General features: G+C 58.2%; 22 protein-coding genes. 18 read left to right on the forward strand and 4 right to left on the reverse strand.

Going from position 1 to position 21,185, the window contains the following annotated elements:
• Nucleotides 1-291: 291 nt before the first annotated feature.
• The 3 genes from AC01YT_RS04235 (at nt 292) to AC01YT_RS04245 (ending at nt 1,564) form a co-directional block, all read left to right on the forward strand.
• A complete protein-coding gene (locus tag AC01YT_RS04235; protein ID WP_424912640.1) occupies nt 292-528 on the forward strand; it encodes a tetratricopeptide repeat protein in 237 nt (78 codons plus the stop codon).
• 135 nt (nt 529-663) lie between these two features.
• Complete coding sequence (locus tag AC01YT_RS04240) at nt 664-915, forward strand: hypothetical protein (protein WP_476672998.1); 252 nt, start codon at nt 664-666, stop codon at nt 913-915.
• Between the two features lie 166 nt (nt 916-1,081).
• On the forward strand, nt 1,082-1,564 hold the full coding sequence (locus AC01YT_RS04245; protein ID WP_476673000.1) for a hypothetical protein: 483 nt from the start codon (nt 1,082-1,084) through the stop codon (nt 1,562-1,564).
• Between the two features lie 38 nt (nt 1,565-1,602).
• On the opposite strand, the gene AC01YT_RS04250 is transcribed toward AC01YT_RS04245, so the two are convergent.
• The gene (locus tag AC01YT_RS04250) at nt 1,603-2,472 is read right to left on the reverse strand and encodes an EamA family transporter (RefSeq protein ID WP_476673002.1); all 870 of its coding nucleotides are present in this window, start codon (nt 2,470-2,472) and stop codon (nt 1,603-1,605) included.
• Between the two features lie 20 nt (nt 2,473-2,492).
• Here AC01YT_RS04250 and AC01YT_RS04255 point away from each other — a divergent pair, with 20 nt between their 5' ends.
• Together AC01YT_RS04255 and AC01YT_RS04260 are read left to right on the forward strand one after the other, a co-directional pair.
• A complete protein-coding gene (locus AC01YT_RS04255; RefSeq protein ID WP_476673004.1) occupies nt 2,493-3,524 on the forward strand; it encodes a L,D-transpeptidase in 1,032 nt (343 codons plus the stop codon).
• Between the two features lie 95 nt (nt 3,525-3,619).
• Nucleotides 3,620-4,759 carry a LysM peptidoglycan-binding domain-containing protein gene (locus AC01YT_RS04260; RefSeq protein WP_424912504.1) on the forward strand — a complete coding sequence of 380 codons (1,140 nt, stop codon included), beginning with the start codon at nt 3,620-3,622 and terminating at the stop codon, nt 4,757-4,759.
• Between the two features lie 86 nt (nt 4,760-4,845).
• Here AC01YT_RS04260 and trxB read toward each other — a convergent pair whose 3' ends face one another.
• From trxB to AC01YT_RS04275, 3 genes are all read right to left on the reverse strand, one after another.
• The gene (gene trxB, locus AC01YT_RS04265) at nt 4,846-5,817 is read right to left on the reverse strand and encodes a thioredoxin-disulfide reductase (RefSeq protein WP_424912505.1); all 972 of its coding nucleotides are present in this window, start codon (nt 5,815-5,817) and stop codon (nt 4,846-4,848) included.
• 88 nt (nt 5,818-5,905) lie between these two features.
• Entirely contained in the window at nt 5,906-7,255 is a 1,350-nt protein-coding gene (locus tag AC01YT_RS04270) for an aminotransferase class III-fold pyridoxal phosphate-dependent enzyme (protein WP_424912506.1), read from the reverse strand.
• A gap of 69 nt (nt 7,256-7,324) precedes the next feature.
• The gene (locus tag AC01YT_RS04275) at nt 7,325-7,996 is read right to left on the reverse strand and encodes a Crp/Fnr family transcriptional regulator (RefSeq protein WP_424912507.1); all 672 of its coding nucleotides are present in this window, start codon (nt 7,994-7,996) and stop codon (nt 7,325-7,327) included.
• 85 nt (nt 7,997-8,081) lie between these two features.
• Between AC01YT_RS04275 and AC01YT_RS04280 the strand changes: the two genes are divergently transcribed.
• The 13 genes from AC01YT_RS04280 to AC01YT_RS04340 all read left to right on the forward strand — a co-directional run bounded on the left by AC01YT_RS04280 (nt 8,082) and on the right by AC01YT_RS04340 (nt 21,171).
• Nucleotides 8,082-8,504 (forward strand): hypothetical protein, encoded by a 423-nt coding sequence (locus AC01YT_RS04280; RefSeq protein ID WP_476673007.1) that lies wholly within the window; start codon nt 8,082-8,084, stop codon nt 8,502-8,504.
• Between the two features lie 34 nt (nt 8,505-8,538).
• Complete coding sequence (locus tag AC01YT_RS04285; RefSeq protein WP_424912509.1) at nt 8,539-9,315, forward strand: hypothetical protein; 777 nt, start codon at nt 8,539-8,541, stop codon at nt 9,313-9,315.
• A gap of 170 nt (nt 9,316-9,485) precedes the next feature.
• Nucleotides 9,486-10,967: a hypothetical protein gene (locus AC01YT_RS04290; protein ID WP_476673009.1), complete on the forward strand. Its 1,482-nt coding sequence runs from the start codon at nt 9,486-9,488 to the stop codon at nt 10,965-10,967.
• The gene (locus AC01YT_RS04295; protein WP_476673011.1) at nt 10,964-11,896 is read left to right on the forward strand and encodes a formylglycine-generating enzyme family protein; all 933 of its coding nucleotides are present in this window, start codon (nt 10,964-10,966) and stop codon (nt 11,894-11,896) included. Before AC01YT_RS04290 ends, AC01YT_RS04295 begins: the two co-directional genes overlap by 4 nt.
• Before the next feature lie 28 nt (nt 11,897-11,924).
• A complete protein-coding gene (cyoE, locus tag AC01YT_RS04300) occupies nt 11,925-12,773 on the forward strand; it encodes a heme o synthase (protein ID WP_476673013.1) in 849 nt (282 codons plus the stop codon).
• Nucleotides 12,774-12,776: 3 nt separating this feature from the next.
• Nucleotides 12,777-13,394: a hypothetical protein gene (locus AC01YT_RS04305; protein ID WP_476673015.1), complete on the forward strand. Its 618-nt coding sequence runs from the start codon at nt 12,777-12,779 to the stop codon at nt 13,392-13,394.
• A 38-nt stretch (nt 13,395-13,432) separates the two neighbouring features.
• On the forward strand, nt 13,433-14,143 hold the full coding sequence (locus AC01YT_RS04310) for a hypothetical protein (protein ID WP_476673017.1): 711 nt from the start codon (nt 13,433-13,435) through the stop codon (nt 14,141-14,143).
• A 193-nt stretch (nt 14,144-14,336) separates the two neighbouring features.
• Nucleotides 14,337-15,302, forward strand: a complete 966-nt coding sequence (locus AC01YT_RS04315) for a MerR family transcriptional regulator (RefSeq protein ID WP_476673019.1) — start codon at nt 14,337-14,339, stop codon at nt 15,300-15,302.
• Between the two features lie 109 nt (nt 15,303-15,411).
• A complete protein-coding gene (locus AC01YT_RS04320) occupies nt 15,412-16,383 on the forward strand; it encodes a MerR family transcriptional regulator (RefSeq protein WP_476673021.1) in 972 nt (323 codons plus the stop codon).
• A gap of 2 nt (nt 16,384-16,385) precedes the next feature.
• A complete protein-coding gene (locus tag AC01YT_RS04325; RefSeq protein ID WP_476673023.1) occupies nt 16,386-17,621 on the forward strand; it encodes an MFS transporter in 1,236 nt (411 codons plus the stop codon).
• Nucleotides 17,622-17,623: 2 nt separating this feature from the next.
• Nucleotides 17,624-18,073 carry an SRPBCC family protein gene (locus AC01YT_RS04330; RefSeq protein ID WP_476673025.1) on the forward strand — a complete coding sequence of 150 codons (450 nt, stop codon included), beginning with the start codon at nt 17,624-17,626 and terminating at the stop codon, nt 18,071-18,073.
• A gap of 13 nt (nt 18,074-18,086) precedes the next feature.
• A complete protein-coding gene (locus tag AC01YT_RS04335) occupies nt 18,087-19,577 on the forward strand; it encodes a phytoene desaturase family protein (RefSeq protein ID WP_476673027.1) in 1,491 nt (496 codons plus the stop codon).
• 106 nt (nt 19,578-19,683) lie between these two features.
• A complete protein-coding gene (locus tag AC01YT_RS04340) occupies nt 19,684-21,171 on the forward strand; it encodes a phytoene desaturase (RefSeq protein ID WP_476673029.1) in 1,488 nt (495 codons plus the stop codon).
• The last annotated feature ends 14 nt before the right edge of the window (nt 21,172-21,185 follow it).

A 21,185-nucleotide genomic window follows, 5' to 3' on the forward strand; every position in this document is an offset into this window, starting at 1 on the left:
TTGTCAATCCCAACAAACGAAATACAATCCATCTAACTTTTTGGCTTATAATTCTCTTTTTTGTTCAGACCGCTTTTTGATACACCCCCATGGGCACTGGGTGAGATGAGACATAAGTTCCGCAGGCAATCAACACGGGGTGTGCAACGATGGGCAGGGCGCTTAACTTGGTTCGGACTTGGGATGCGGTATAACTATAATTGATCATCATAAAACTAATATCAAACCAGACGGGGGACCTCCAGCATGCTTAGCCACTGGGATCCTAACCACCGCCCGAAGGAAAAAAACATGCCCAACGTCACTCATTGTTTCGCCCAGGTCGAGAACCTGCGCAAAGAATGCCGCTACCCAGGGGCCGCGCCGATCTTCACCACCTTCTGGCAGCAACAGCCCGATCCCCGCGTGGGATGGCACCTGGCATTCTGCCAGCGCCAACAGGGGTGCCTGGATCAAGCCAAGGCGGTCGCGCGCAAGGCCTTGGAACTGGCGCCCGGTGATCCCTACATCCAATCTGAACTGGGGTGAGTGCTTGACGAACGTTACATCAAGCCGCCTGGAAAACCGGTGATCTGGGGTGCGCGCTTTTCGGGGCCCGCCAAATCCCGGACCTGAATCCCCAGGCCTTACTGCTCAAACTGGTGAGCCAGGCGGTGATGAAGGTTGCTCAAGATCGAGGCAGTGGGCAGTGGTCGAAGAATGGTCGGCGCGGCTCGCCCTGGGGATTTGGAGAAAGAGGCGCGCGAGATCAACGGCAAGAAAACCATGTCTGAGCGCGAGGTGTGGTACATCCAGCGGGCGCAGGCCCTGCTGGAACTGGGGCGCTATCAAGAAGCGCTTGAAACCGCCCAAGCCGGATTGCCAGACGTTGCCGACGAATTCTTCCTCCAGCGCATCACAGCCCAAGCGCGCTGAACTAGGCGGCCTGGGCGAGGGCATCACCCAATTTTGGCGCCTGCTCAATCACCCCTGTGCGGACTGGTCCTTGTATGCCGACCTGGCAAGCCTAGAAGCCCGCACTGGTCAGCAGGATGAGGTATAGCGCCATTTTTGCGCTGCGCTGCTTTCGACCAACCAGGGGGTGGAATACAAATTGGGTTATCTGATGGCGCTAGCCGACCTGGCGTTGAAACTTAACCAACCCGAGGTAACAGCGCTACATGTCGCCCGGGTCCAAGCTGTGCGGATGGAAAAGGGGTGGAAGGTGCCGCCCGAAGATCAGGAAGCTGAACAGCGCGTGCGCCAGGCTCTTGCCGAACAGGTCTCGACCTGGCCCGATTTACCACAAGATAGTAAGGAGCTGGAAGCGCGTTGCCGTCAGATATGGAAGGAAGGCCAGACCCGCGGCCTGACCTTTTGTACCGGTATGGTGAAAGAAGCTCCTGAGCAACGCCAATACACCTACATTCAACCGGACGGGGGCGGGGAAGAGGTCTTTGTGCTGGCGCGCGACCTGCTGCACGAGTGTCAAACCAAAGGTTGTCGCGTGCGCTATGCCCTAGAAAAAACTTTGACCGTAAGAAGAACCGCGAGGCTTGGCGCGCGGTGCAGGTTAGCCGCCTGAGAGAGACCTGATCCGCGCTTTCTGGCGCGGCGGTTAGGTTAACTCTCTCCAAGCCACAACAGCGCTACCCCTAGCACGACGCCCAGTGTTGCCAGGGCCTGGGCACGGGTGGGCTTTTCGCCCCGCCACAGGCTGAGACCCAGCACGAAGAGGGGCGAGGTGTCAGCCAGGGCTTTGACCACCGCCGGGGCTGCCCCTTCCAGCGCGTAGAGCAGCACCAACCATTGTGCGATCACGACTGCCGCGCGCAGGGCTAGCCCACGCATCAGACCGGCTGGCAAACCACGCCAGCGGGGGCGGCTTAGCGGCCAAGCCAGCAGGGCAATCACCGCGGCGCGAATGAGATAATACGTGGGTGGATTGGTGTAACCAGCGGCAAACAGATGTTGGGTGGGGTAGAGGCTCAGCCCGAAGAGCGCCGCTGCAACCAGGGGGTAGGCCAATGCGCTTGGGGCCGGGCGTGGACAAGCGCACAAAAGGGAGGGAGCGGCGTTTTGGGCCCGAGTGATAACCAGCACGGCCCCGCTACACAACACAACTCCCAGGATTTGAAACCAGCCCAGCGGTGGCGAGATCGGGCTGAGGAATGGCGCTGCTAGCAGAGTGAAAAGCGGGGAAAGGGCGAGGAGCGTGCTGGCAGTAAGGACATCCAGGCGAACGAAGGACTGAAAATAGGCGTAATTGGCCACGGCATCCAGTCCGATGGCGAATGCTAACCACCCCAGCGCGGGGGGTGAGACCGCTAGGAAAAAATAAAACGGCGCAAAGGGGAGCAGCCAGGCCAAGATCAGGGCAAAATTGAGCCCGAAAATGGCGCGCAGGGTCGTCTGGCGCAAGAGGGAGCGTGCCATGAGGTTAGCCAGCGCGCCTCCCAAGGCCGAGAGCAGGGCCAGGAGCAAGCCGTTCATCCTGGTATAATCCCCTTTACATGAGCATCCGTCTTTCGCGCCGTGAGTTTTTGCGCCTGATGGGCTTGGGCCTGGGCGCACTGGCTTTTCACCCCAGCGGGGGTGTGCTCCAGGATGCCACGCAAGAGGACTTGCTGCGGGTGACCGTGCGCTCGGTCAGCGTTTATAGCCAGCCCTCGGACCAAAGCCGCATCCGCTTCCAGCGCTACCGCGATGAACTGGTCAATATTTACGCCGAGGTAGAGTCGGAGGCCGGTCCGGCCCATAATCCGGTTTGGTATCGGGTGTGGGGTGGCTATATTCATCGCGCCAATACCCAACGTGTGCGGATTCAATATAACCCGGTGCCGGCGGAGTTGCCCGCAGCGCTCGTCCTGGCTGAGGTCACGGTGCCGTATACCCAGGCGTTGCGCTATACCCGCGCCCAGGGCTGGCAGCCATTATACCGCCTTTACTACGAATCCACACATTGGGTGGTAGGGATTGACGAAGGTCCAGATGGCAGCCCCTGGTACCGGCTCAAGGACGAACTGCTCGAACTTGAGTACCACGTCCCGGCGGTGCACCTGCGTCTGTTCAAGCCGGAGGAGTTCGCTCCCATTTCACCTGAGGTGCCGGCGCATCAGAAATGGATCGAAGTCTCAATTGCCCGCCAGAGCCTGACTTGCTACGAGGGCGAGACACCGGTCTTCCGGACCAAAATTTCCTCGGGCCTATTTCGCTCGCCACCGGGGGAAATCCCCTGGGAGACACCCAAAGGGGAGTTTAACATCTTCTCCAAGATGCCTTCCAAACATATGGGCGAGGGACGTTTGACTGGCAATCCGGAGGACTACGAATTGCCAGGCGTGCCCTGGACGTGCTTCTTCGAAGCCACCGGAGTGGCGTTCCACGGCACTTACTGGCACACCGACTTCGGCACCCCGCGCAGCCACGGGTGCATCAACATGCGCACCGCCGAGGCGCGCTGGCTCTACCGCTGGACGACGCCGGTGGCTGGCCCGGAGGACATTGAAAAGCGCGGCTACGGCACACGAGTGGTGGTGATCTGAACAGGCAAAAATTCCCCTGCCCTTGTCAGAAAAACGACTATGTTATAATACCCCCTGCCGCGATACCTCACGGCATATTTTTAGGATGAAGGTCTATGAGTCCAGAGGAAACGACCAAAACGAAAGTATGCCCCATTTGCGGGGCCCGCACGAGCGAAGGGGCAACGCGCTGCCTGGTCTGCGGCCATACTTTTACTCCCGAGGGCGGCAAAAAAGGCAGTCTGCTACAAGGGCCGCGCCTGCCCGAGATTACCCTCTCCCTGCCGATTGCATTGGGGCTGATGGTGCTCTTGCTCGCCATCGGCGCCGGGACGGTCTTTGCCGCCTTGCAGAGCACCGGGCGGGTCGTTGAACCGACCGCCACCCCCACGCTGACCGTTACTCCCACGATCACCTTTACCCCCACGGCCAGTCCCACGCCGACCCTGGAGCCGACGTTCACCCCCCTGCCGCCAATTGAGTACACCGTGCGCAGCGGCGATAACTGTATCACCATTGCCTATACCTTCGGGGTTTCGGTCTCCAGCATTATTGCCTTGAACAACCTGCCGGTGGCCTGTGATAACCTGGTGGTGGGGCAGAAATTGCTCATTCCGCAGCCCACGCCGACCCCTTCACCCCAGCCCACCAACACGCTCAGCCCGGCAGAAGCCACCGAGGCAGCCTGTCAGAAACTCGAATATACCGTCACCGCCAACGATACCCTGAGCATCATTGCCGCGCGCTATAACGTCTCGATGGAGTCCATTAAATCCTACAACGGCCTGACCAACGACATCGTCTATGAGGGGCAAGTTCTGCAGATCCCGCTGTGTGAGCGCCTGCCAACCCCCGGCCCGACTCCCACGCCAACGCCACCCCCGCCCTATCCGGCGCCCAACCTACTCCTGCCGGCCAATGGCGCCGTCTTCACCGCGGCGAATGACACCGTGACGTTGCAATGGGCGGCTGTGGGCACCCTGCGCGATAACGAGGCCTACGCGGTGACCATTGAAGACCTGACCGAGGGCAAAGGGCGCCGCCTGGTGGAGTACGTGACCGATACCAAGTTCATTGTCCCGGCGGCCTTCCGCCCGGTGGATACCGTCCCGCATATCTTGCAGTGGTTCGTGGTGCCGGTGCGCCAGACGGGGACCTCACTTGACGGCAAGCCCATTTACGAACAGGCCGGCGCGCCTAGTGCGTTCCGTGTGTTTGTCTGGTGGGCAGCGGGCGCAGTCACACCAGCACCCTAAGTGAGACATACAGCGGTCGAAACAAAAGGCTGCCCATTTGATGCGGCAGCCTTTTTGAGCTTTGCTTGCAAAGAGAGCAACTCGGGTTATCCCTCTTGCTCCTGCAAGAAACGCACCGCCATCATCGCAGCAGCAGCTCCCATTCCAGCGGAGGTCACGACCTGGCGAAAGTGCGGATCCATCACCTCACCGGCGGCGAACACCCCCGGCACGTTGGTGCGCATTAACGCATCGGTTTTGATATAGCCCTGCTCATCCAGGTCGAGTTGGCCGCGGAAGAGGGCGGTATTAGGCCTGTGCCCGATGAAGATGAACACGCCATCGGTTGGACGCTCCCAGATCTCGCCGGTTTGCACGTTCTCCAAGCGCACGGCTTCCACGGCGGCATTGCCGCGAATCTCACGTACAACGGTATTCCAAATGAACTGGATCTTGGGGTTTTCGCGGGCGCGGCGCTGCAGGATGGCGCCGGCGCGCAGTTGGTCGCGGCGATGGACAATGGTCACCTGGCGGGCGTAGCGGGTGAGGAACAGGCCTTCCTCCAGCGCGCTATCGCCCCCACCGACCACGATCACATCCTTATCTTTGAAGAACCAGCCATCGCAGGTGGCGCAGTAGGAAACGCCGCGCCCGGTGAATTCGGACTCACCGGGCACCTCAAGATGATTGGGACTGGCGCCAGTGGCGATGATCAAGGCACGGGCCAGGTATTCCTTGCCGTAGGTGCGCACACGGAACGGATGTTGAGAGAGGTCAACGGCTTCGGCGGTATCAAATTCCAGGCGGGCACCAAAGCGTTCAGCCTGTTTTTGAAATAACTCGCCTAACTCCATCCCGCCCACCCCTTCGGGAAAGCCGGGGTAGTTTTCAATGGTGTGGGTCAGCGCAGCCTGCCCTCCTAATTCGGTACCGGTAAGCACCAGCGGCGCCAGTTCAGCCCGTGCAGCATATAACGCCGCCGCCAGACCGGCCGGGCCGGCGCCGAGGATGATCACATTTTCAACCGGGTTGGACTGGGGTGACGACGGTGAGGCGATTGCGCCCAGATTGATCTCCATAGTTCACGCTCCTTGAGGAAATTTTGGATGTATTGTATCCGAACAAATTACTCTTATTTAGATGCACCTGGTACTGACAAGGTGACACTTATTCCGTCACCCCGCGGTCGGTGATCTGCAGGCCTTCGTCCAGGATGGCAAAGCCCTCGGCCAGTTGTTCCGGGGTGATGATCAGAGGTGGGATGATCAGGATGACGTTCCAGTGGGTATAAAGGAACAGGCCGCGTTCGAGCAAGAAACGGCGCAAGGCGGTCATCTCCGGGCTGGTGCCGTTATAAGGGGCAAGCGGCTCGCGCGTCCGGCGGTTACGCACCAGTTCAATCGCCCCGAAGAGGCCGATCGAGCGTACCTCGCCTACCGAGGGGTGGCGATCCATCAGTTCGGCAAGCATCTCGGCCAGCATCTCGCCGGTGGCGCGGGCGCGTTCCACCAGGTGGTCTTCTTTCATCACCTCAATGGTAGCAATCGCCGCCGCCAGGGAGATGGGGTGTCCGTTGTAGGTCAGCCCGCCTTGATACACGCGTTCGTTGTAGAAAGCGGCAATCTCCGGCTTCATTGCCACTGCCCCTAGCGGCGCGTAACCCGAAGTCAACCCCTTGGCCATAGTCATCAGGTCGGGCACGACGCCATAGTGATCCACGGCGAACCAGGCGCCGGTGCGCCCAAACCCACTCATCACCTCATCGCAAATCAGCAGGATGCCGTAGCGGTCGCATAAGGCACGCACCCCTTGCAGGTAACCTTGGGGTGGGATGATCACGCCGTTAGTGCCGGTGATCGTCTCGATCAGGATGGCGGCGATGGTGTTTGGGCCTTCGTAGTGGATGATCTCTTCGAGGTGGTTGAGATAATCCTGAGTGAATTCGGCTTCAGGCAGGTCGGGCTGGGTACGGTGGAAGGTGGAGCGGTAGCGGTAAGGATCCAAGAAATGCACCACCCCAGGCATCGTTAGCGGTTCCCAGGCCAGGCGGCGCGGGTCGCCGGTGGCAGCAATAGCGCCGTAGGTTGCGCCGTGGTAGGAACGGTAGCGGGCGAGGATTTTCCAGCGCCCGGTGTAGCCGCGTGCCAGTTTGATCGCGTTTTCGTTGGCATCGGCCCCGCCCAGGGTATAGAGGAATTTGGTCAGGCCGGGCGGGGTAATCTCGGCCAGCAGTTGGCCCAACCGGGCGCGCGGGCGGGTGGCCATGTGCGGCCCGGCAAAGGGCAGTTCACGTGCCTGGCGAACAATGGCCTCGATGACCCGTTCATCCCCGTGGCCGATGTTGACGCACATGACCATGGAATTGAAATCCAGGTAGCGCTTGCCGTGGATATCCCAGAAGTACACGCCCTTGGCATGGCGGACGGGGATCGGCTCAACCTGAGCCTGGGCGGCCCAGGTCCAGAAGTTGTGTTCCAGGCACAACGGCACAAGTTCAGAATCGGGGAGTTCGGACATAAAGTGGAACCTCAGGAAGAATGGACTTTAGTGGCTCTTATCCCATCGGATCGGGTGGCTTAGCCGCGGTTAAGTGCCTTCGGCTAACTGCATCAGGCTCTCTCGATCAATCAGTACCAGTTCAGTGCGCGTGACATCAATGATTTTGCGGTCTGCCAGGTAGTAGAGCGTGCGGCAGGCGACTTCGCGCGTGGTGCCGATGCGGGCGGCCATGTCGTCCAAGGTCAATATGCGCGGAATGGCCGGGCCCTCGGTGCTCTGGAAATGTTCCAGAAGTAAGCGTGCCAATCGCGCCGTTACCGGTTGAAAGGCCAGGCGCTCCAGCAGGACATTGGCGCGCAACATGTAGCGCAACATTAACCGCGCTAACGCCCAGCCAATTCCCCCTTTGGCCAGCAAGGGTTCCAGGGTCGAGCGCGACCATACGACCACCATAGTGGGTTGATTGGCCTCCAGGGAGACGGGCAGGGGCAGATCGGCCTCAAAGAAGGCTGGCCCCCAAAAGATATCGCCCGGAACAAAGGTAGTGACGATCAGGGGGCGTCCTTCGGTCGAGATCTTGATGGCTTCAATTTCCCCCTCCAGGATGAGAAAGAGGTACGGCCAGCAATCCCCTTGGGTTGCCAGATGTTCTTCTCTAGACAGTCTGCGCACCAGGGCGTGTTGGGCCAGAAAGGCTCTTTCTTGCTCTGAAAGGGGCTCAAAAAAGGGATGAGAGGCAAATCTATCCGCGAGTTTCATCACGATAATTCTATCTTAGGTTTTGCGTTAAGTTAAAGCCTTGAGGGGATTCATTGTGCTATGTTTCACATGAAAAGGAGGGCTTATGCTGAACAGAAACAGATGGGTATTTCTGGTGGTTATTTTACTCGCCGGGCTTGGGTTGGTGGACTGTCAGTCTGAGAGTAATCCCTGCCGCCGTGAAGGGACTTCACTGCCTTATTTAACGGCGTTACCCACTGAGGTGCCTCAGAGGACGGCGACACCCGGACCTACACCCACGCCCATCCTGGTCGAGATTAGAGGGAAAAAGATTGCAGTGGATAAGGTAGTAGAAGGCCCGCTGTGCCATGATACTTGGCGCGGTACCGTTTATGTAACCTGCAACGTGCAGGTGAGGGCGTGGGAAAAGCGGCCTGATTTTTTGAAAGGGTGCAATCTAACCATTGAACCGGGCACCGTGGTCTATGTGGCGGCGCATAACGATGCCGCCTATTACAACGGTTGTTCCTGCCACTTCGGCGAATAGTTCTATCTAATCCTTAAACTACGAGGAGGTTGTCATGAAGAATCGTCAGACGTTGGGGGGCATCCTGGCGCTCATTGCGGCAGCCATGGGGATCATCGGCCACATTGTGCTTTTCCTGCAATGGTATCGCATCGGGATGAGCGCCGAATCGGCCGAGCCCGGGTGTGAAATTCTGCTCAAATACATTCATCCGGCCATGGCCGATTTCGGCCTGCTGGCAGGGGTGCTGTTCGCTGTGAGCGCCTACGGCTTTTTCAGTGGGCGTAACTGGGCGTTCTTCCTCACCACGATTGGGCTAGTGCTAGCGTTGTTGGGATCGTGGTTTGTCAATGTGCCCTACATGGCCGCTGGCTTGCCCCCGGTGTACTTCCCGCTCTTCTGGCCTTACCTGTTGTTGTATTTTCTGTTCTTGCGCCTGGTCGGTAGGGTCACCTGGCGGCAAACACTGCTCGCACTCTTTACTGGCATGGCTTATATCTTCTGCTGGATGAACGGGGTTTCGAGCACTAGCCGTATCCTCACCCACGGCGATCCGATCTTCACCTTGGTCCAACGCTTGCATTGGGTAGCGATGATCGGTTGGGCAGTGGTGACGATTGCCGTGATTCATAAACCGCGCGAGTGGGTGCGGGTGACCGGCCTGGTGGCGGCGACAACCGAATTGGTGGTTGGCATTCCCCTGGCGGCGGTAACCGCTCAGCAGTTGGGGCGCTTCTCGCTCTTTGCGCTGGCACCGCTGGCCAGCCTGGGTTTGCTGATCCTGTTGGTGCTTCCCAAAGCCTGGGACTATTTTGTTTCCACCGGCCAGTAACCGGTGTGGGTAACCGTGTCCCGAGCACACGCTTCTGCTCGGGGCATAAATGTTTTCCTTCCCGGTTAGTGCAATTTAACTTTGGTCAAAGCCCTAGGACGGCTTTGTGATTATTCTAACAAATAGGGCTTGACGGTACCCCAGGGCTAAAGCGAATGGGAGATTGACATATGCGCGAACTCGGCAAACGCTTGGCGTATCTGTTCTCGTCCACGAAAGGGTTAATTCTGGTCGCAATTGCCGTGATTGCGCTGGAAACAGCGCTGTTTGGCCTGCTTTCCGGCCCCATGGCCGAAATAGGGGTGCGGGATTGGGTGATTAAGACCTTGGGGATGCGCCTTTTACCCGCGGAACGCGAGGGGCGCATCATTATCCTCTATCACACGATTGCCATGGCCGTCATTGCCATTGAAACATATCTGCTCACGGCCTTGGTGGGTATGGCGTCTTTCTATCGTACCGCCGTGCGCCTGCTGATCACGGTGGGATATTTGACGGCCATGATCTTCGGCTTGGGCTTTGCCTATTGGGGGCATAACTGGGCGTTTCATGGCCTATATCTGGCCGGTCTGACGTTGATCTTCTTTGCCGGAGTGCTGTTGTGCATCGGGTTGTGGCCATGGAACAAGGCTTATTTGGTTCGCGATCCGGCCTACGCTCATACCCGGAGCGGCATAGATCTGGAACGGGTGGCTTTTTTTGCTACGGCGCTTACCACGGTCATCTCAGCGCTCTTCGGGGCGGTGCCGGGGGCCTATTATGCCAACGGATTCCAGACGTTTTTGGCCGAGGATATCCTCCGTTGGCCGGAGAAAACCGGCTTGCAGTACGCCGTTATTGGTCATTTGCATATCATGCTGGCGCTGATTGCGATTATGCTAACCCTGATCATCGGGCGGTGGGTGGATTTCAAGGGCATTTTGCACAAAATTGCCATGCCGCTGATGATCCTGGGTATGCTTGTCCTCAACCTGGGGGTCTGGGGCGTGGTCACGCCGCTGGAACCCATTGCGCATATGATCATCTACGTGGGGGCAACGCCGGCGATGCTGGCGGCCCTGATGCTGGTAATCTTTGGGTGGGATCGCTTGATCCGCGAGGGCACCCGCGATGTGCCCAAGCCCAATGTGTGGCAAAAATTGCGCGCCCTGTTGCGCGATCCCTTGTGGTTTGGGCCGCTGTGGCAAATGGTGTTTATGAATTTCACGGTTAGTGGGGTAGGCATTTTTGTCGCCGTGCGCCTGGATGAAATCTTCCGCCAGTGGCCAGCGCGCGAAGAGCGTTTGATCCTCACTGGGCACTGGCATGTGCTCTCGGCCATTATTGCGACCATCATCCTGCTTTACTACGGTGACCTGATCGGCTTGAAAGGATGGGTGCGCCGCCTTTATGGTTGGGGAATTATTCTCTTCTCTGATCTGGCGTTTGCGGCAGTTACGGTCTATGAACTCAAACGCCTGGTGGTTAGTGAGGCTCGTCAGCAGCCGCTGGTGAATACTGTCTTGCAATTGGTGGATATTGGGCTGGGGATGGTGTTGGTAATCCTGGCGATGTTGCTCATCTGGCGGTTGCTGGATCTGTTCCGGCGGGAGGGACGCTGGACGGCTGAAGCCGCTCAAAAAGATCCGGTGGAAATGGAGGTCGAGGCATGAAACGGCCGATGCGGTGCGGGTTTCGGGCACTTTGGGCACGGTGGGGAATAATGCTTACGTTGATGTTGGCGGTAACTGCCTGCCAACCAGTGGTGGCAGCCACGCCGCTGCCGGATTACGACACCGGGGTTGACCCTGAGGCCTGGATGGTGGTGCCAGCAGGGCCGTTTTTGGCAGGTCAGTTTAGCACCCCAACCCATCTTGCACATGCCTTTGCCATCATGGTCACGGACGTTACGGTGGAACAGTATGTGCGTTTTCTTAATCAGGCCCTGGCCGAGGGCGCACTGCGCGTTCAAGGTAATCATGTGGTGGGGTTTTATCCGGGTGATCCGTTTCACAGCGCCAAGCATGAAGAAGAAATCCCGCCTCAAGATTACGTTTACGTCCCACTTAATGAACCTGATGCCCCATTTGTTTATGCTGAGGGTGTCTTTACGCCCAAAGCCGGTTATGCCCGTCACCCCATGACCTACGTCACATGGTTTGGGGCATGGGGATACTGCCGCTATTACGGCTACCGCCTACCCAGTGGCTTGGAGTGGGAAAAGGCCGCCCGCGGCGAGGATGGACGCCCATACCCCTGGGGGTGGGAGCTTACCCCGGCGAATGCCAATTACTATCGCAGTGGCGATCCCTTCGAAGCGATGCGCACGGTAGGATCGCGCACTACGCCGGTCGGCTTTTACAACGGAAAGATCTACGATGGTTTTGCAACCCTGGATTCGCCCAGCCCGTATGGGCTTTACGACATGGCAGGCAACGTATGGCAGTGGGTAGGGGACATTACCGAAGGGATGCACTACCGGTTCATGCGCGGCGGTTCCAAAGATAGTTATCCACCTGATCTGCGGGTATGGGCGACCAACAACGCCACGCCGCGATATCTTGGGCCGGGGACGGGTTTTCGCTGCGTACGTGAGCCTTGATCGCGCGGTGGAGAGGAGAAGGTCGACGATGGTGAAAGAGCGCATTCGGCAGTATTTTTCTTTGATCAAACCCCTGCAAACAGGACTGCTTTTAGCCACCGGTCTGGCGGGGTTTATGAGTGCCCGCTGTCCGATCTTTAACCTGGGAACACTGCTGGGGTTGGCGGGCAGTCTGTTCCTGACGATCAGCGGGAGCACGTTGCTCAATATGTGGTGGGATCGCGATATTGATGCCAAAATGGGGCGCACGTGTCGCCGCCCGCTGGCCGCCGGCGCTTTATCCCCAACGGAAACCTTGTGGGTGGGGACAGCCCTTTCGGTGGTGGGGGTAGGATGGGCGTGGTGGCTCTATCCTGTTTATGGGGGATTGGTCTGGGCGGGCTGGTTCTTCGATGTGGTGGTGTACACGCTGTGGCTCAAACGCCGTACCTGTTGGAGTATTGTGTGGGGCGGCGTAGCTGGGGGCATGCCGGTGTTGGCCGGGCGCACCCTCGGCGTAGGTCAGGTGGATACCATTGGTATTCTGCTGGCGCTGGCAGTGCTGTTGTGGATTCCCACCCATATCATGACCTTTTCCCTGCGCCACGTTGAGGATTATCAAGCCGCCGGCGTGCCAACGTTTCCGGCCCGCTACGGCGCCGCCGCCACGCGCGCGATCATTTCGATTTCCAGCCTGCTGGCGTCCGTGGCGATTACCCTGGCAGCAATATTGTTAGGAATGGCCTGGGGTTACCTGCGTTTGCTGGCGGTTCTCTCCGGCGGGTTGGTGGTATTAGCCCTGGGAGTGTGGTTCAAACCCACCGAGCGGGTCAATTTCAGTTTATACAAGTATGCCTCCTTGTATATGTTGGCGGCGATGTTGCTTTTAGCGTTATAGGCAATGACAGCGGTAACTTTGACCTCATGGGCTTATCGCTTTGCGCTTCTGCTCACGGCGGTGATAGCAGGATGGCAAATCGTCTATGGCCTTCCTGAGGACGCTCCTTTGCCCCTGGTAGCATATACGGTGGGGTTCGGGGTTCTCTTGTTGGCATGCTTGTGGCTGACCCTGATGGGGCTTGAGATATTTCAACATCCCTTGGCGGCGGTTGTGGCGGCACTGGTGCCATTAAGTTTTTCATTGGGTTTGGTGGGGGAATATTGGCCGCAGGGGGTACCCGTTTTCCTCGCCTTTGCGTTGGTGGGGATGATCGGTATTGCTTACAGCCGTATGGGCAAGGCATCGTCGCGGTTGGGTGTGCTTATGGTTGCGCTGGTTTACGGTGTGGCTGGTCTGGTCACTGTGGGGGTGCCGGTGTGGGCGTGGGGACAGGGCCTGGCCCGACCGAGCATTCTGGGAATCAGTGCCGGGGCCGTGCTGATTGGCCTGAGCGGACTAGCCCTGCTCGGACAGCGTTTGCGATGGATCCCGGACCAATGGGAAGGGGTCGCACAGTTATTATCTTGGTCGTTATTGCTAACCCTGGTATTCTTGGTGATCGGGTTTAATCTGCGTTAGGCCTCACCCCAAACGCATCTCACGTTAGGGAGGAAGACATGGAGACTTATCCAAAGCAGTGGCATCCGGTACGCGGCATCGCTATTGTGTTCTTGGCGGTTACTGCGCTGTTTACCTTGGCCAGCGGTTTGGGCACGTCTTGTGTGGCGATCAACCCGACCGGTTTCGGGCCTTCGATGGCACCGCTGGCGCGCTATCAGTGGCTCTATATGCTCTTTATGGTAATCACCACACTGCTGGGCGTGCTGGGCACGGTGGCTGTGGTGCAACTGATCCGTAGGCGCAGGAGGGCGTATCGCCTGGCGCTGGTTGCACTCGGTGGTGGAGCGGTGATTGGTGTGATTCATATGCTCGTCTCGCGGGCTTTGCGCGGAAAATCCATGCCGGTAGATGCGGTGGTCTACATCACTGTCTTCACCCTGGCTGTGTTCCTGATCCTGGGAGGGCGAAAATGGCGCGGTATCTTTGAGCCGCAGGGAACACCCCCCACGGGTGCCGGTGGTTCTCTGCTTGCCGCATTGACCCTAGTCGTTGGCGGCGCCCTGACGCTAGGCCTGCCGCATCTCATGGCCGCCACCCATACCTGGAACGGGGTCAACTGGGCGGCAAGTTTTCCGGCCCTGACCCTGGGTATGGGTTTGGGTCAAATAGCGATGGGACTCAGCATGCTGGGCTGGCGCGTTCTTCGCCAACTACGCGATAAGCGCTTGCTTACAGAAGGCAGGGTTTCCACGGTCTCATCTTCCTAACCAAAAGCCTTTGGTTGTCTTTGTCGTCGCGCCCGTAAATGTCGGGCGCGACGATGTTTTCCAAGGGGTGAGGCTGAAAATCACCCCTTTTTCCTCCATGATTATACAAAAGGGCTATACAAAGTCGGTATATTATGCTAAACTCTGTACAACAGATCGGCAGATGTTTCGGCGCTACCCAAAGGAGGAACCGATGCCCACCATTCTTGAATTATCCGATGAACCCAAATACACGATCAAAGCCGTAAGTGCCCAAACCGGCGTGCGCCCGGTGACCTTGCGCGCCTGGGAGCGCCGTCATGAGGTGCTCACTCCCCACCGCTCGGAAAACCGCTATCGGCTGTATTCCGAGCGCGATGTGGCCATCCTACGCTGGCTCAAAGACCGCACCGATAGTGGTCTCAGCATTAGCGAGGCCGTGGCAGAACTACGGCAAATGGTGCGCAATGGCCTGTGGCCGGAAGCCGTGCCTACTGCGCCGCAAGCCAAGACGCAGGCCACAACGGTTGGCCCGGAGGTCTATGCCAACCAGTTATATAAGGCGTTGATCCGCCATGATGAGATGCGCGCGGGGGAACTCTTCCGTGAAGCCCTGGCCGGCTACGATTTGCCTGTCCTCTTCGAGCAGGTGCTTGTCCCCTGTCTAACCCAAATTGGCGAGGCGTGGTATCGCGGCGAGATTCGCGTCACCACTGAGCACTTTGCCAGTTCATTTTTGCGCGGGAAGTTGCTGACCTTGTTCCAAACCTATCCCATTCGCCGCGGTAGCGCCTATATCATGGTAGGCGGCGCGCCGTATGAACAGCATGAATTGGGCAGCCTGATGTTTGCCATCCTGCTGCGCAGCGAGGGTTATCGCGTGGAGTACCTCGGCCCAGACATTCCCCTCGATGATCTGGTGGACTATGCGCGCGAGGAACGCCCGGCACTGATTGTCCTGACGGCCTCATCAGAGGAATCCGCATTGGCCATGCGCCGCCTCCAGGAAAAACTGGCCCGTCTGCGCCCGGCGCCACTGTTCGGCTACGGCGGCGCCGCTTTTAACCAACGGCCGGATTTAGTCCAGCGCGTGCCGGGCATCTACCTGGGTGCAACCCTCTCAATTGGGGTTGAGAAAGTCCGTACCCTGTTTACGGCTGTTTCTCGTACCGGGCGTTAGAAAATCAGGTCTACCAACCTTATACGCAGGTCATACACGAGCCGTTGCGCGTGGTAAGATAACGCTAATGATCTTATTGGTTAAGTTAGCGTTGTGATAAAGAGTCTAAATGAACGCCTCCGAGATAAACCACGATCCGTATACCCCGGTCTATAACATTAAGGCGGTCTCGCGTTTAGTGGGGTTGTTGCCAGTGACTCTGCGCGCCTGGGAGCGGCGTTATGGTTTGCCGCGCCCTAACCGTGGGCATCAGGGATACCGCCTTTATTCCGAATATGACCTGCGCCTACTGCGCTGGCTCAAGCAGCAGGTGGAAGCTGGATTGAGCATTGGTCGCGCGGTGGAATATTGGCACGAACTACGGGCGCTGGGGCGCGATCCGGCTGCGGAACAGCTCGCTCCTGCAGCAGTGATCGAATCCGTCTCGCCTTCTTACCTAGCCCAGGAACTTTATGCCGCCCTGACCCGTTTTGATGAGGAAGCCGCAGCAGAGGTGGTGCGCCGCGCGTTTGCGCTCTACACGGTAGATCAGGTGCTCACCGAGGTCATCCAGCCAATGTTGGTGACGATCGGTGAGGCGTGGCATCGCGGTGAATTGCCGATTGCGGTGGAACATTATGCGACGCAGTTTTGTTTACAACATCTCATGAGCATGCTGGCAGCCTCGGCACCCCCTAGTCGTCCAGGTGTCATTGTAGCGGGGTGTGCCCCTGGTGAGCTGCACCAGATTGGCTTGTTGATGCTGGTGGTTATGCTGCGTTGGCGGGGATGGGATGTGAAATATCTGGGCCAGGATCTTAAACTCGAGGGCATGGCTGAAGCCCTGGCTCTGCTTAAACCGCGCTTGTTACTCTTTACCGCCACCCGCCCCGAGTCGGCGCAGAATCTGCTCGGCCTGCCCGATGCCCTGGCGCGCTTTCCGGAGCCTAAGCCCTGGGTAGTGTTGGGCGGGCAGGCGTTTGAATCCCTGCGCTTACCGGAGAACGTTCCGGCTATTTACCTTAATGCACCCCCTTCGGAGACGGTGCGCCTTATCGAACGTCTGATGCAGGAACATACCCCACGCAGAAGGATCCACTAACCATGTTGCGTCAAAATCGCCGCTTATTCGCCATTTTTCTAATCGTCTTTATTGATTTACTCGGCTTTGGGTTGATCCTGCCCCTGCTGCCCTATTATGCCGAAACCTTTGGGGCAACCGATTTTCAGGTTGGCCTGTTGGTGGCCGTGTATGCGGCGGCACAATTCATTGCCACGCCAATCTTAGGGCGCCTCTCCGATCGGGTTGGGCGGCGACCGGTTTTGTTGATCAGCATTGCCGGCAACCTAGCCGGTTTTATCGTTCTAGGGCTAGCCCGCTCGCTGGGCATGCTCTTTGTGGCCCGGGTGATTGCCGGCTTCACCGGCGGTAACATCAGTGTTGCCCAGGCCTACATCAGCGATGTGACCGATGCGCGCAGCCGTGCCCGCGGCCTGGGCCTGATCGGGGCAGCGTTTGGCCTGGGCTTCATCATCGGTCCGGCGCTGGGTGGCGTGCTCTCGCAGTGGGGTTTTGCCGCGCCCGCCCTGGCTGCGGCAGCCCTTTCGACCCTCAACTTTATCCTGGTGATGGCCTGGTTGCCCGAATCGTTGACGGAGCAGGCGCGTCGGGATGCCCGGGAACGGCCGCCGCTGACCCTGGGGGCAATGGTCGAGGCCTTGCGCAAACCCCTGGTTGGGCCGTTGCTCCATACGCGCTTCTTTTTTGCGATGGCTTTTTCGACTTTCCAGACCATTTTTGCACTCTATGCTCTGCGCCGTTTCAATCTCGGCCCGCGTGAAACGGGCTACATTTTGACCTATGTAGGCGTGCTCTCTGTATTGGTGCAGGGCGTGGCGGTAGGAAAACTCACTCAGCGTTTCAGTGAACGGGCGCTGATTCTGGCGGCCACTGCTCTGATGGCGCTCTCGCTATTAGGGTGGGCATGGGCGCCAAGTGTGCCGATATTACTGGTAATCCTAGCCCCCACAGCTTTGAGCGGCGGCGTGCTCAATACGGTGATCAACAGTGCGATTAGCAAAGTGGTTGCCCCCACCGACGTCGGGGGGACACTGGGCATTGCTTCCGCCCTCGAAGCGCTCACCCGCATCCTTTCCCCGGCATTGGGCAGTTTGCTATTGGAACAGTTTGGACCGTGGGCGCCGGGGCTGGCCAGCGGCGTTTTGTTGCTCTGGCTAACCACTTACGTGTGGCGATATGTCTATCGCGTTGCCGCGGCGCCGGCGGAAGTAACAATCAGGCCAGACTCGTCTCCCCAACTGGAGCGTCTGTCGGATTAACCATGCCTGAATTCCGCATCCGTTACAGGGTGAAAGCACCCCTTTCGGCAGTAGTCAAATTTCATGAGCGTGAGGATGCTTTAGCGCGCCTTACTCCGCCTCCGTTACGGTTGGACGTGCTCGCGCGCGAGCCGCTGGCCGAAGGATCGCGCCTGGTTTTTCGCCTCGGTTTGGGGCCATTTGGGATAACCTGGGAAGCCATCCACCAAGATGTGGGTCTGCAACGCGGTTTTACTGATGAGCAACGGCGTGGTCCGCTTCAATTCTGGCGGCATCGGCATAGGTTTTTCCCTCAATCTGACGGATATACGGTGATCGAGGAGCACGTTACTTACGCTTACCGCCCGGGTTGGCGTTCGCTTTGGACGTGGCTGGTCTTTTCACCTTTGGGGTTACACCTCTTATTTGCCTACCGCCGTTGGGCGATAAGACGAGCACTGGAACAGGCATGATGGACGGATACGTATGGCAGGGGGCATAACACGTCATCCAAGGGAGACGCGCACTGCCCTTATCATAGGGGCGGGGATGGGGGGACTAACCGCAGCGGCGCTGTTGCTCAAAGCCGGCTGGCGGGTGGTCGTTCTAGAAGCCCAGACCTACCCGGGCGGCTGTGCAGGGACGTTTTACCACCGTGGTTATCGTTTCGATGCCGGGGCAACGCTGGCAGGTGGCTTTGAACCCGCCGGTCCACACACTCGTCTGGCTGAGACTCTCGGCCTGACCTGGCCGGTGCAGCCGCTTGACCTCGCCTGGGTGGTTCACCTCGACGGGCATCAGATTCACCAATGGGCGACGCGCGAAGCGTGGCGTGAGGAGCGGGCACGGTATTTCGCCGAGGGAGAGTCCTTTTGGCAAACTCAAGAACGCCTGGCCGATGTGGCTTGGAGAGTCTCTCAGCGCCACTTTCCCTGGCCGCCTCTAACCCCCAATGATGTCGTTGCCCTTGCGCGCGCTACCACTCCTGCGGTCATCAGGGCGGTGCCAATGGCTTTCAGGTCCGTAGCGCACCTCTTGCCCCGTTCAGCCTCTTCTCAACTACGCGTTTTTTTAGACGCTCAGTTGCTCATCTCCGCCCAAACCACAGCGGGTTCGGCCAATGCCCTATATGGCTGTGCGGCGCTCGATCTACCTCGGCGCGGGGTGTGTTACGTGCGAGGGGGGATGGGAAACCTGGCGGAAACGCTGATAACCTGGATTCGCGCGCACGGCGGTGAGGTGCACTATCGTCACCCGGTGGAGCGTGTGGTGGTGCGGAATGGACGTGCTGTGGCGGTGGTGACCAAGGCTGGGGCCATCTTTGAAGCCGATGTCATTTTAGCCAATGTGACGCCGTGGTCATTGCGTCAATTGCTCAACGGCGCGGTACCACCTGTGTTACGCCGAGAAGTGCAGCATCGCCCACCGACTTGGGGCGCCTTTACCCTTTATGTGGGAGTGCGCGCCGAAGCCTTGCCGCCTCGTACTCCAACTCACCATCAGGTCATCCTGGATCCTGGGGCACCGTTGGGTGAGGGCAATTCGGTATTCATCTCTATTTCACCGGCTGACGATCCTACCCGCGCGCCGGCCGACATGCGCGCACTCACCCTCTCGACCCACACAGCGGTGGCGCCGTGGTGGCGACTTGACCCCGAAGCCTATCTGCGGCGGCGCGAGGCTTATACCCAACGCTTGCTGGAGGCGCTTGAGGTGGTTTTTCCGGGGATAAAACCCGCACTTCATCTCTGTTTGCCAGGCACACCCCGCACGTTTGCTTTTTATACCCGCCGTTGGAGAGGGATGGTGGGCGGTTTTCCTCAAACGTCATTATGGCAGGCCCGTGGTCCTCAAACCGGCTTGCCCAACCTGTGGTTGGTGGGTGACTCAATCTTTCCGGGCCAGTCTACGGCAGGGGTGATTTTAGGGGCAGCACGGGTGGTCGGTCATCTGCTGGGTTATTCGGTCTTGGCATAAAGCCTTCGTCTTGTATGGTTATTTTACAATCCTTATACACCAAACGGTACTGCGGATGGGGGTGTGCTATAACTAGGTTATCAAGGAATCTGGGAGGCTTTTTGCTATGTCTAAACGCATCATTGTCATTGGCTCCGGCTTTGGTGGGTTGGCGGTGGCCATTCGTCTGGCCGCACGGGGGTTTCAGGTCACCATTCTAGAAAAGCGGGATAAGCCCGGCGGACGGGCGTATGTGTATGAACTGGACGGCTTCAAGTTTGACGGTGGCCCAACCGTAATCACGGCGCCGTTTCTTTTCGATGAATTATTCGAATTGGCCGGGCGCAAGCGCGAGGATTATGTCACCTTCGTGCCTGTTAACCCCTTCTATCGCATTTTTGACCCGGAAGGTCGCGCCTTTGACTACAATAATCAAAACGATTTCATTTATGCCAACATTGAACGCTGGAACCCAGCGGATAAAGAGGGGTATCGGCGCTTCCTAGAGAGCACCCAGCCGATCTTTCAAAAGGGGTTTTTGGAATTGGCGGATAAGCCTTTCACCCATCTGACCGATATGCTTAAGGTGGCGCCGGATCTGGTGCGACTGCAGTCCTACTTGAGTGTTTATCAATATGTGTCACGCTTTATCCAAAACGATTTTCTGCGCCAGGTCTTTTCGTTTCATCCCCTGCTCATCGGTGGGAATCCCTTTGATTCCAGCAGCATCTATGCCATGATCCACTACCTGGAACGCGAATGGGGGGTTTACTTTGCCCTGGGTGGTACCGGTGCGCTGGTCACTGCTCTAGTGCGCTTGTTTGAGGAATTGGGTGGAACTCTGGTGTTCAATGCCGAAGTAGATCAAATCCTGGTGGATGAACGGCAGCGACAGGTGCGCGGGGTGCGCTTGAAGGATGGTACCATCCTTCCGGCGGATATCGTCATTTCCAACGCGGATGTGGCATTTACCTACCGGTACCTGATCCCTGAGGCCCATCGGCGCAAGTACACCAACCGCCGCCTTGAGCGCATGCGTTACAGCATGTCGCTGTTTGTGATTTACTTTGGAACCCGGCGGCGCTATCTGGACAGTCGCCTGGCACACCACAACATCATCCTCGGCCCGCGTTATAAGGGCTTATTGGATGACATCTTCAAACATAAGGTTTTGGCCGAGGATTTTTCGCTTTATCTGCACATGCCGACCATCACCGATCCCTCACTGGCACCAGAGGGACATGAAGCGTTTTATGTCCTTTCGCCGGTACCGCATCTGGGCGGGAACGTCAATTGGGAAGAGACCGCCGAGCCGTACAAGAATCGCATCCTGGAATTTCTGGAAGATAACTACCTGCCCGGCTTGCGCGAAAACCTGGTGGTGGAGCATTACATTGACCCATTGCACTTCCGCGATGTGCTCAACAGCTACCTGGGCTCGGCCTTCTCGGTTGAGCCAATCCTGACCCAATCGGCCTGGTTCCGTCCGCATAATCAGTCCGAAGAATTTTCCAACCTTTACTTCGTGGGTGCCGGCACCCACCCCGGCGCTGGCTTGCCGGGCGTAGTGTCCTCGGCCAAAGTCGTGGAGAAACTGATCCTGCAATCGCGCTAATTGCCGGAGGAAGT

This window comes from Thermanaerothrix sp. (assembly GCF_056331585.1).

Excerpts from the sequence above, each read along its gene's own strand:
- AC01YT_RS04325 (WP_476673023.1), top strand. The coding sequence starts at position 16,386 with ATGTTGCGTCAAAATCGCCGCTTATTCGCCATTTTTCTAATCGTCTTT.
- AC01YT_RS04340 (WP_476673029.1), top strand. The coding sequence starts at position 19,684 with ATGTCTAAACGCATCATTGTCATTGGCTCCGGCTTTGGTGGGTTGGCG.
- AC01YT_RS04330 (WP_476673025.1), top strand. The coding sequence starts at position 17,624 with ATGCCTGAATTCCGCATCCGTTACAGGGTGAAAGCACCCCTTTCGGCA.
- AC01YT_RS04320 (WP_476673021.1), top strand. The coding sequence starts at position 15,412 with ATGAACGCCTCCGAGATAAACCACGATCCGTATACCCCGGTCTATAAC.
- AC01YT_RS04235 (WP_424912640.1), top strand. The coding sequence starts at position 292 with ATGCCCAACGTCACTCATTGTTTCGCCCAGGTCGAGAACCTGCGCAAA.
- AC01YT_RS04280 (WP_476673007.1), top strand. The coding sequence starts at position 8,082 with ATGCTGAACAGAAACAGATGGGTATTTCTGGTGGTTATTTTACTCGCC.
- AC01YT_RS04315 (WP_476673019.1), top strand. The coding sequence starts at position 14,337 with ATGCCCACCATTCTTGAATTATCCGATGAACCCAAATACACGATCAAA.
- AC01YT_RS04295 (WP_476673011.1), top strand. The coding sequence starts at position 10,964 with ATGAAACGGCCGATGCGGTGCGGGTTTCGGGCACTTTGGGCACGGTGG.
- AC01YT_RS04260 (WP_424912504.1), top strand. The coding sequence starts at position 3,620 with ATGAGTCCAGAGGAAACGACCAAAACGAAAGTATGCCCCATTTGCGGG.
- AC01YT_RS04290 (WP_476673009.1), top strand. The coding sequence starts at position 9,486 with ATGCGCGAACTCGGCAAACGCTTGGCGTATCTGTTCTCGTCCACGAAA.
- cyoE (WP_476673013.1), top strand. The coding sequence starts at position 11,925 with ATGGTGAAAGAGCGCATTCGGCAGTATTTTTCTTTGATCAAACCCCTG.
- AC01YT_RS04270 (WP_424912506.1), bottom strand. The coding sequence starts at position 7,255 with ATGTCCGAACTCCCCGATTCTGAACTTGTGCCGTTGTGCCTGGAACAC.
- AC01YT_RS04305 (WP_476673015.1), top strand. The coding sequence starts at position 12,777 with ATGACAGCGGTAACTTTGACCTCATGGGCTTATCGCTTTGCGCTTCTG.
- AC01YT_RS04255 (WP_476673004.1), top strand. The coding sequence starts at position 2,493 with ATGAGCATCCGTCTTTCGCGCCGTGAGTTTTTGCGCCTGATGGGCTTG.
- AC01YT_RS04335 (WP_476673027.1), top strand. The coding sequence starts at position 18,087 with ATGGCAGGGGGCATAACACGTCATCCAAGGGAGACGCGCACTGCCCTT.
- AC01YT_RS04250 (WP_476673002.1), bottom strand. The coding sequence starts at position 2,472 with ATGAACGGCTTGCTCCTGGCCCTGCTCTCGGCCTTGGGAGGCGCGCTG.
- AC01YT_RS04310 (WP_476673017.1), top strand. The coding sequence starts at position 13,433 with ATGGAGACTTATCCAAAGCAGTGGCATCCGGTACGCGGCATCGCTATT.
- AC01YT_RS04285 (WP_424912509.1), top strand. The coding sequence starts at position 8,539 with ATGAAGAATCGTCAGACGTTGGGGGGCATCCTGGCGCTCATTGCGGCA.
- AC01YT_RS04275 (WP_424912507.1), bottom strand. The coding sequence starts at position 7,996 with ATGAAACTCGCGGATAGATTTGCCTCTCATCCCTTTTTTGAGCCCCTT.
- trxB (WP_424912505.1), bottom strand. The coding sequence starts at position 5,817 with ATGGAGATCAATCTGGGCGCAATCGCCTCACCGTCGTCACCCCAGTCC.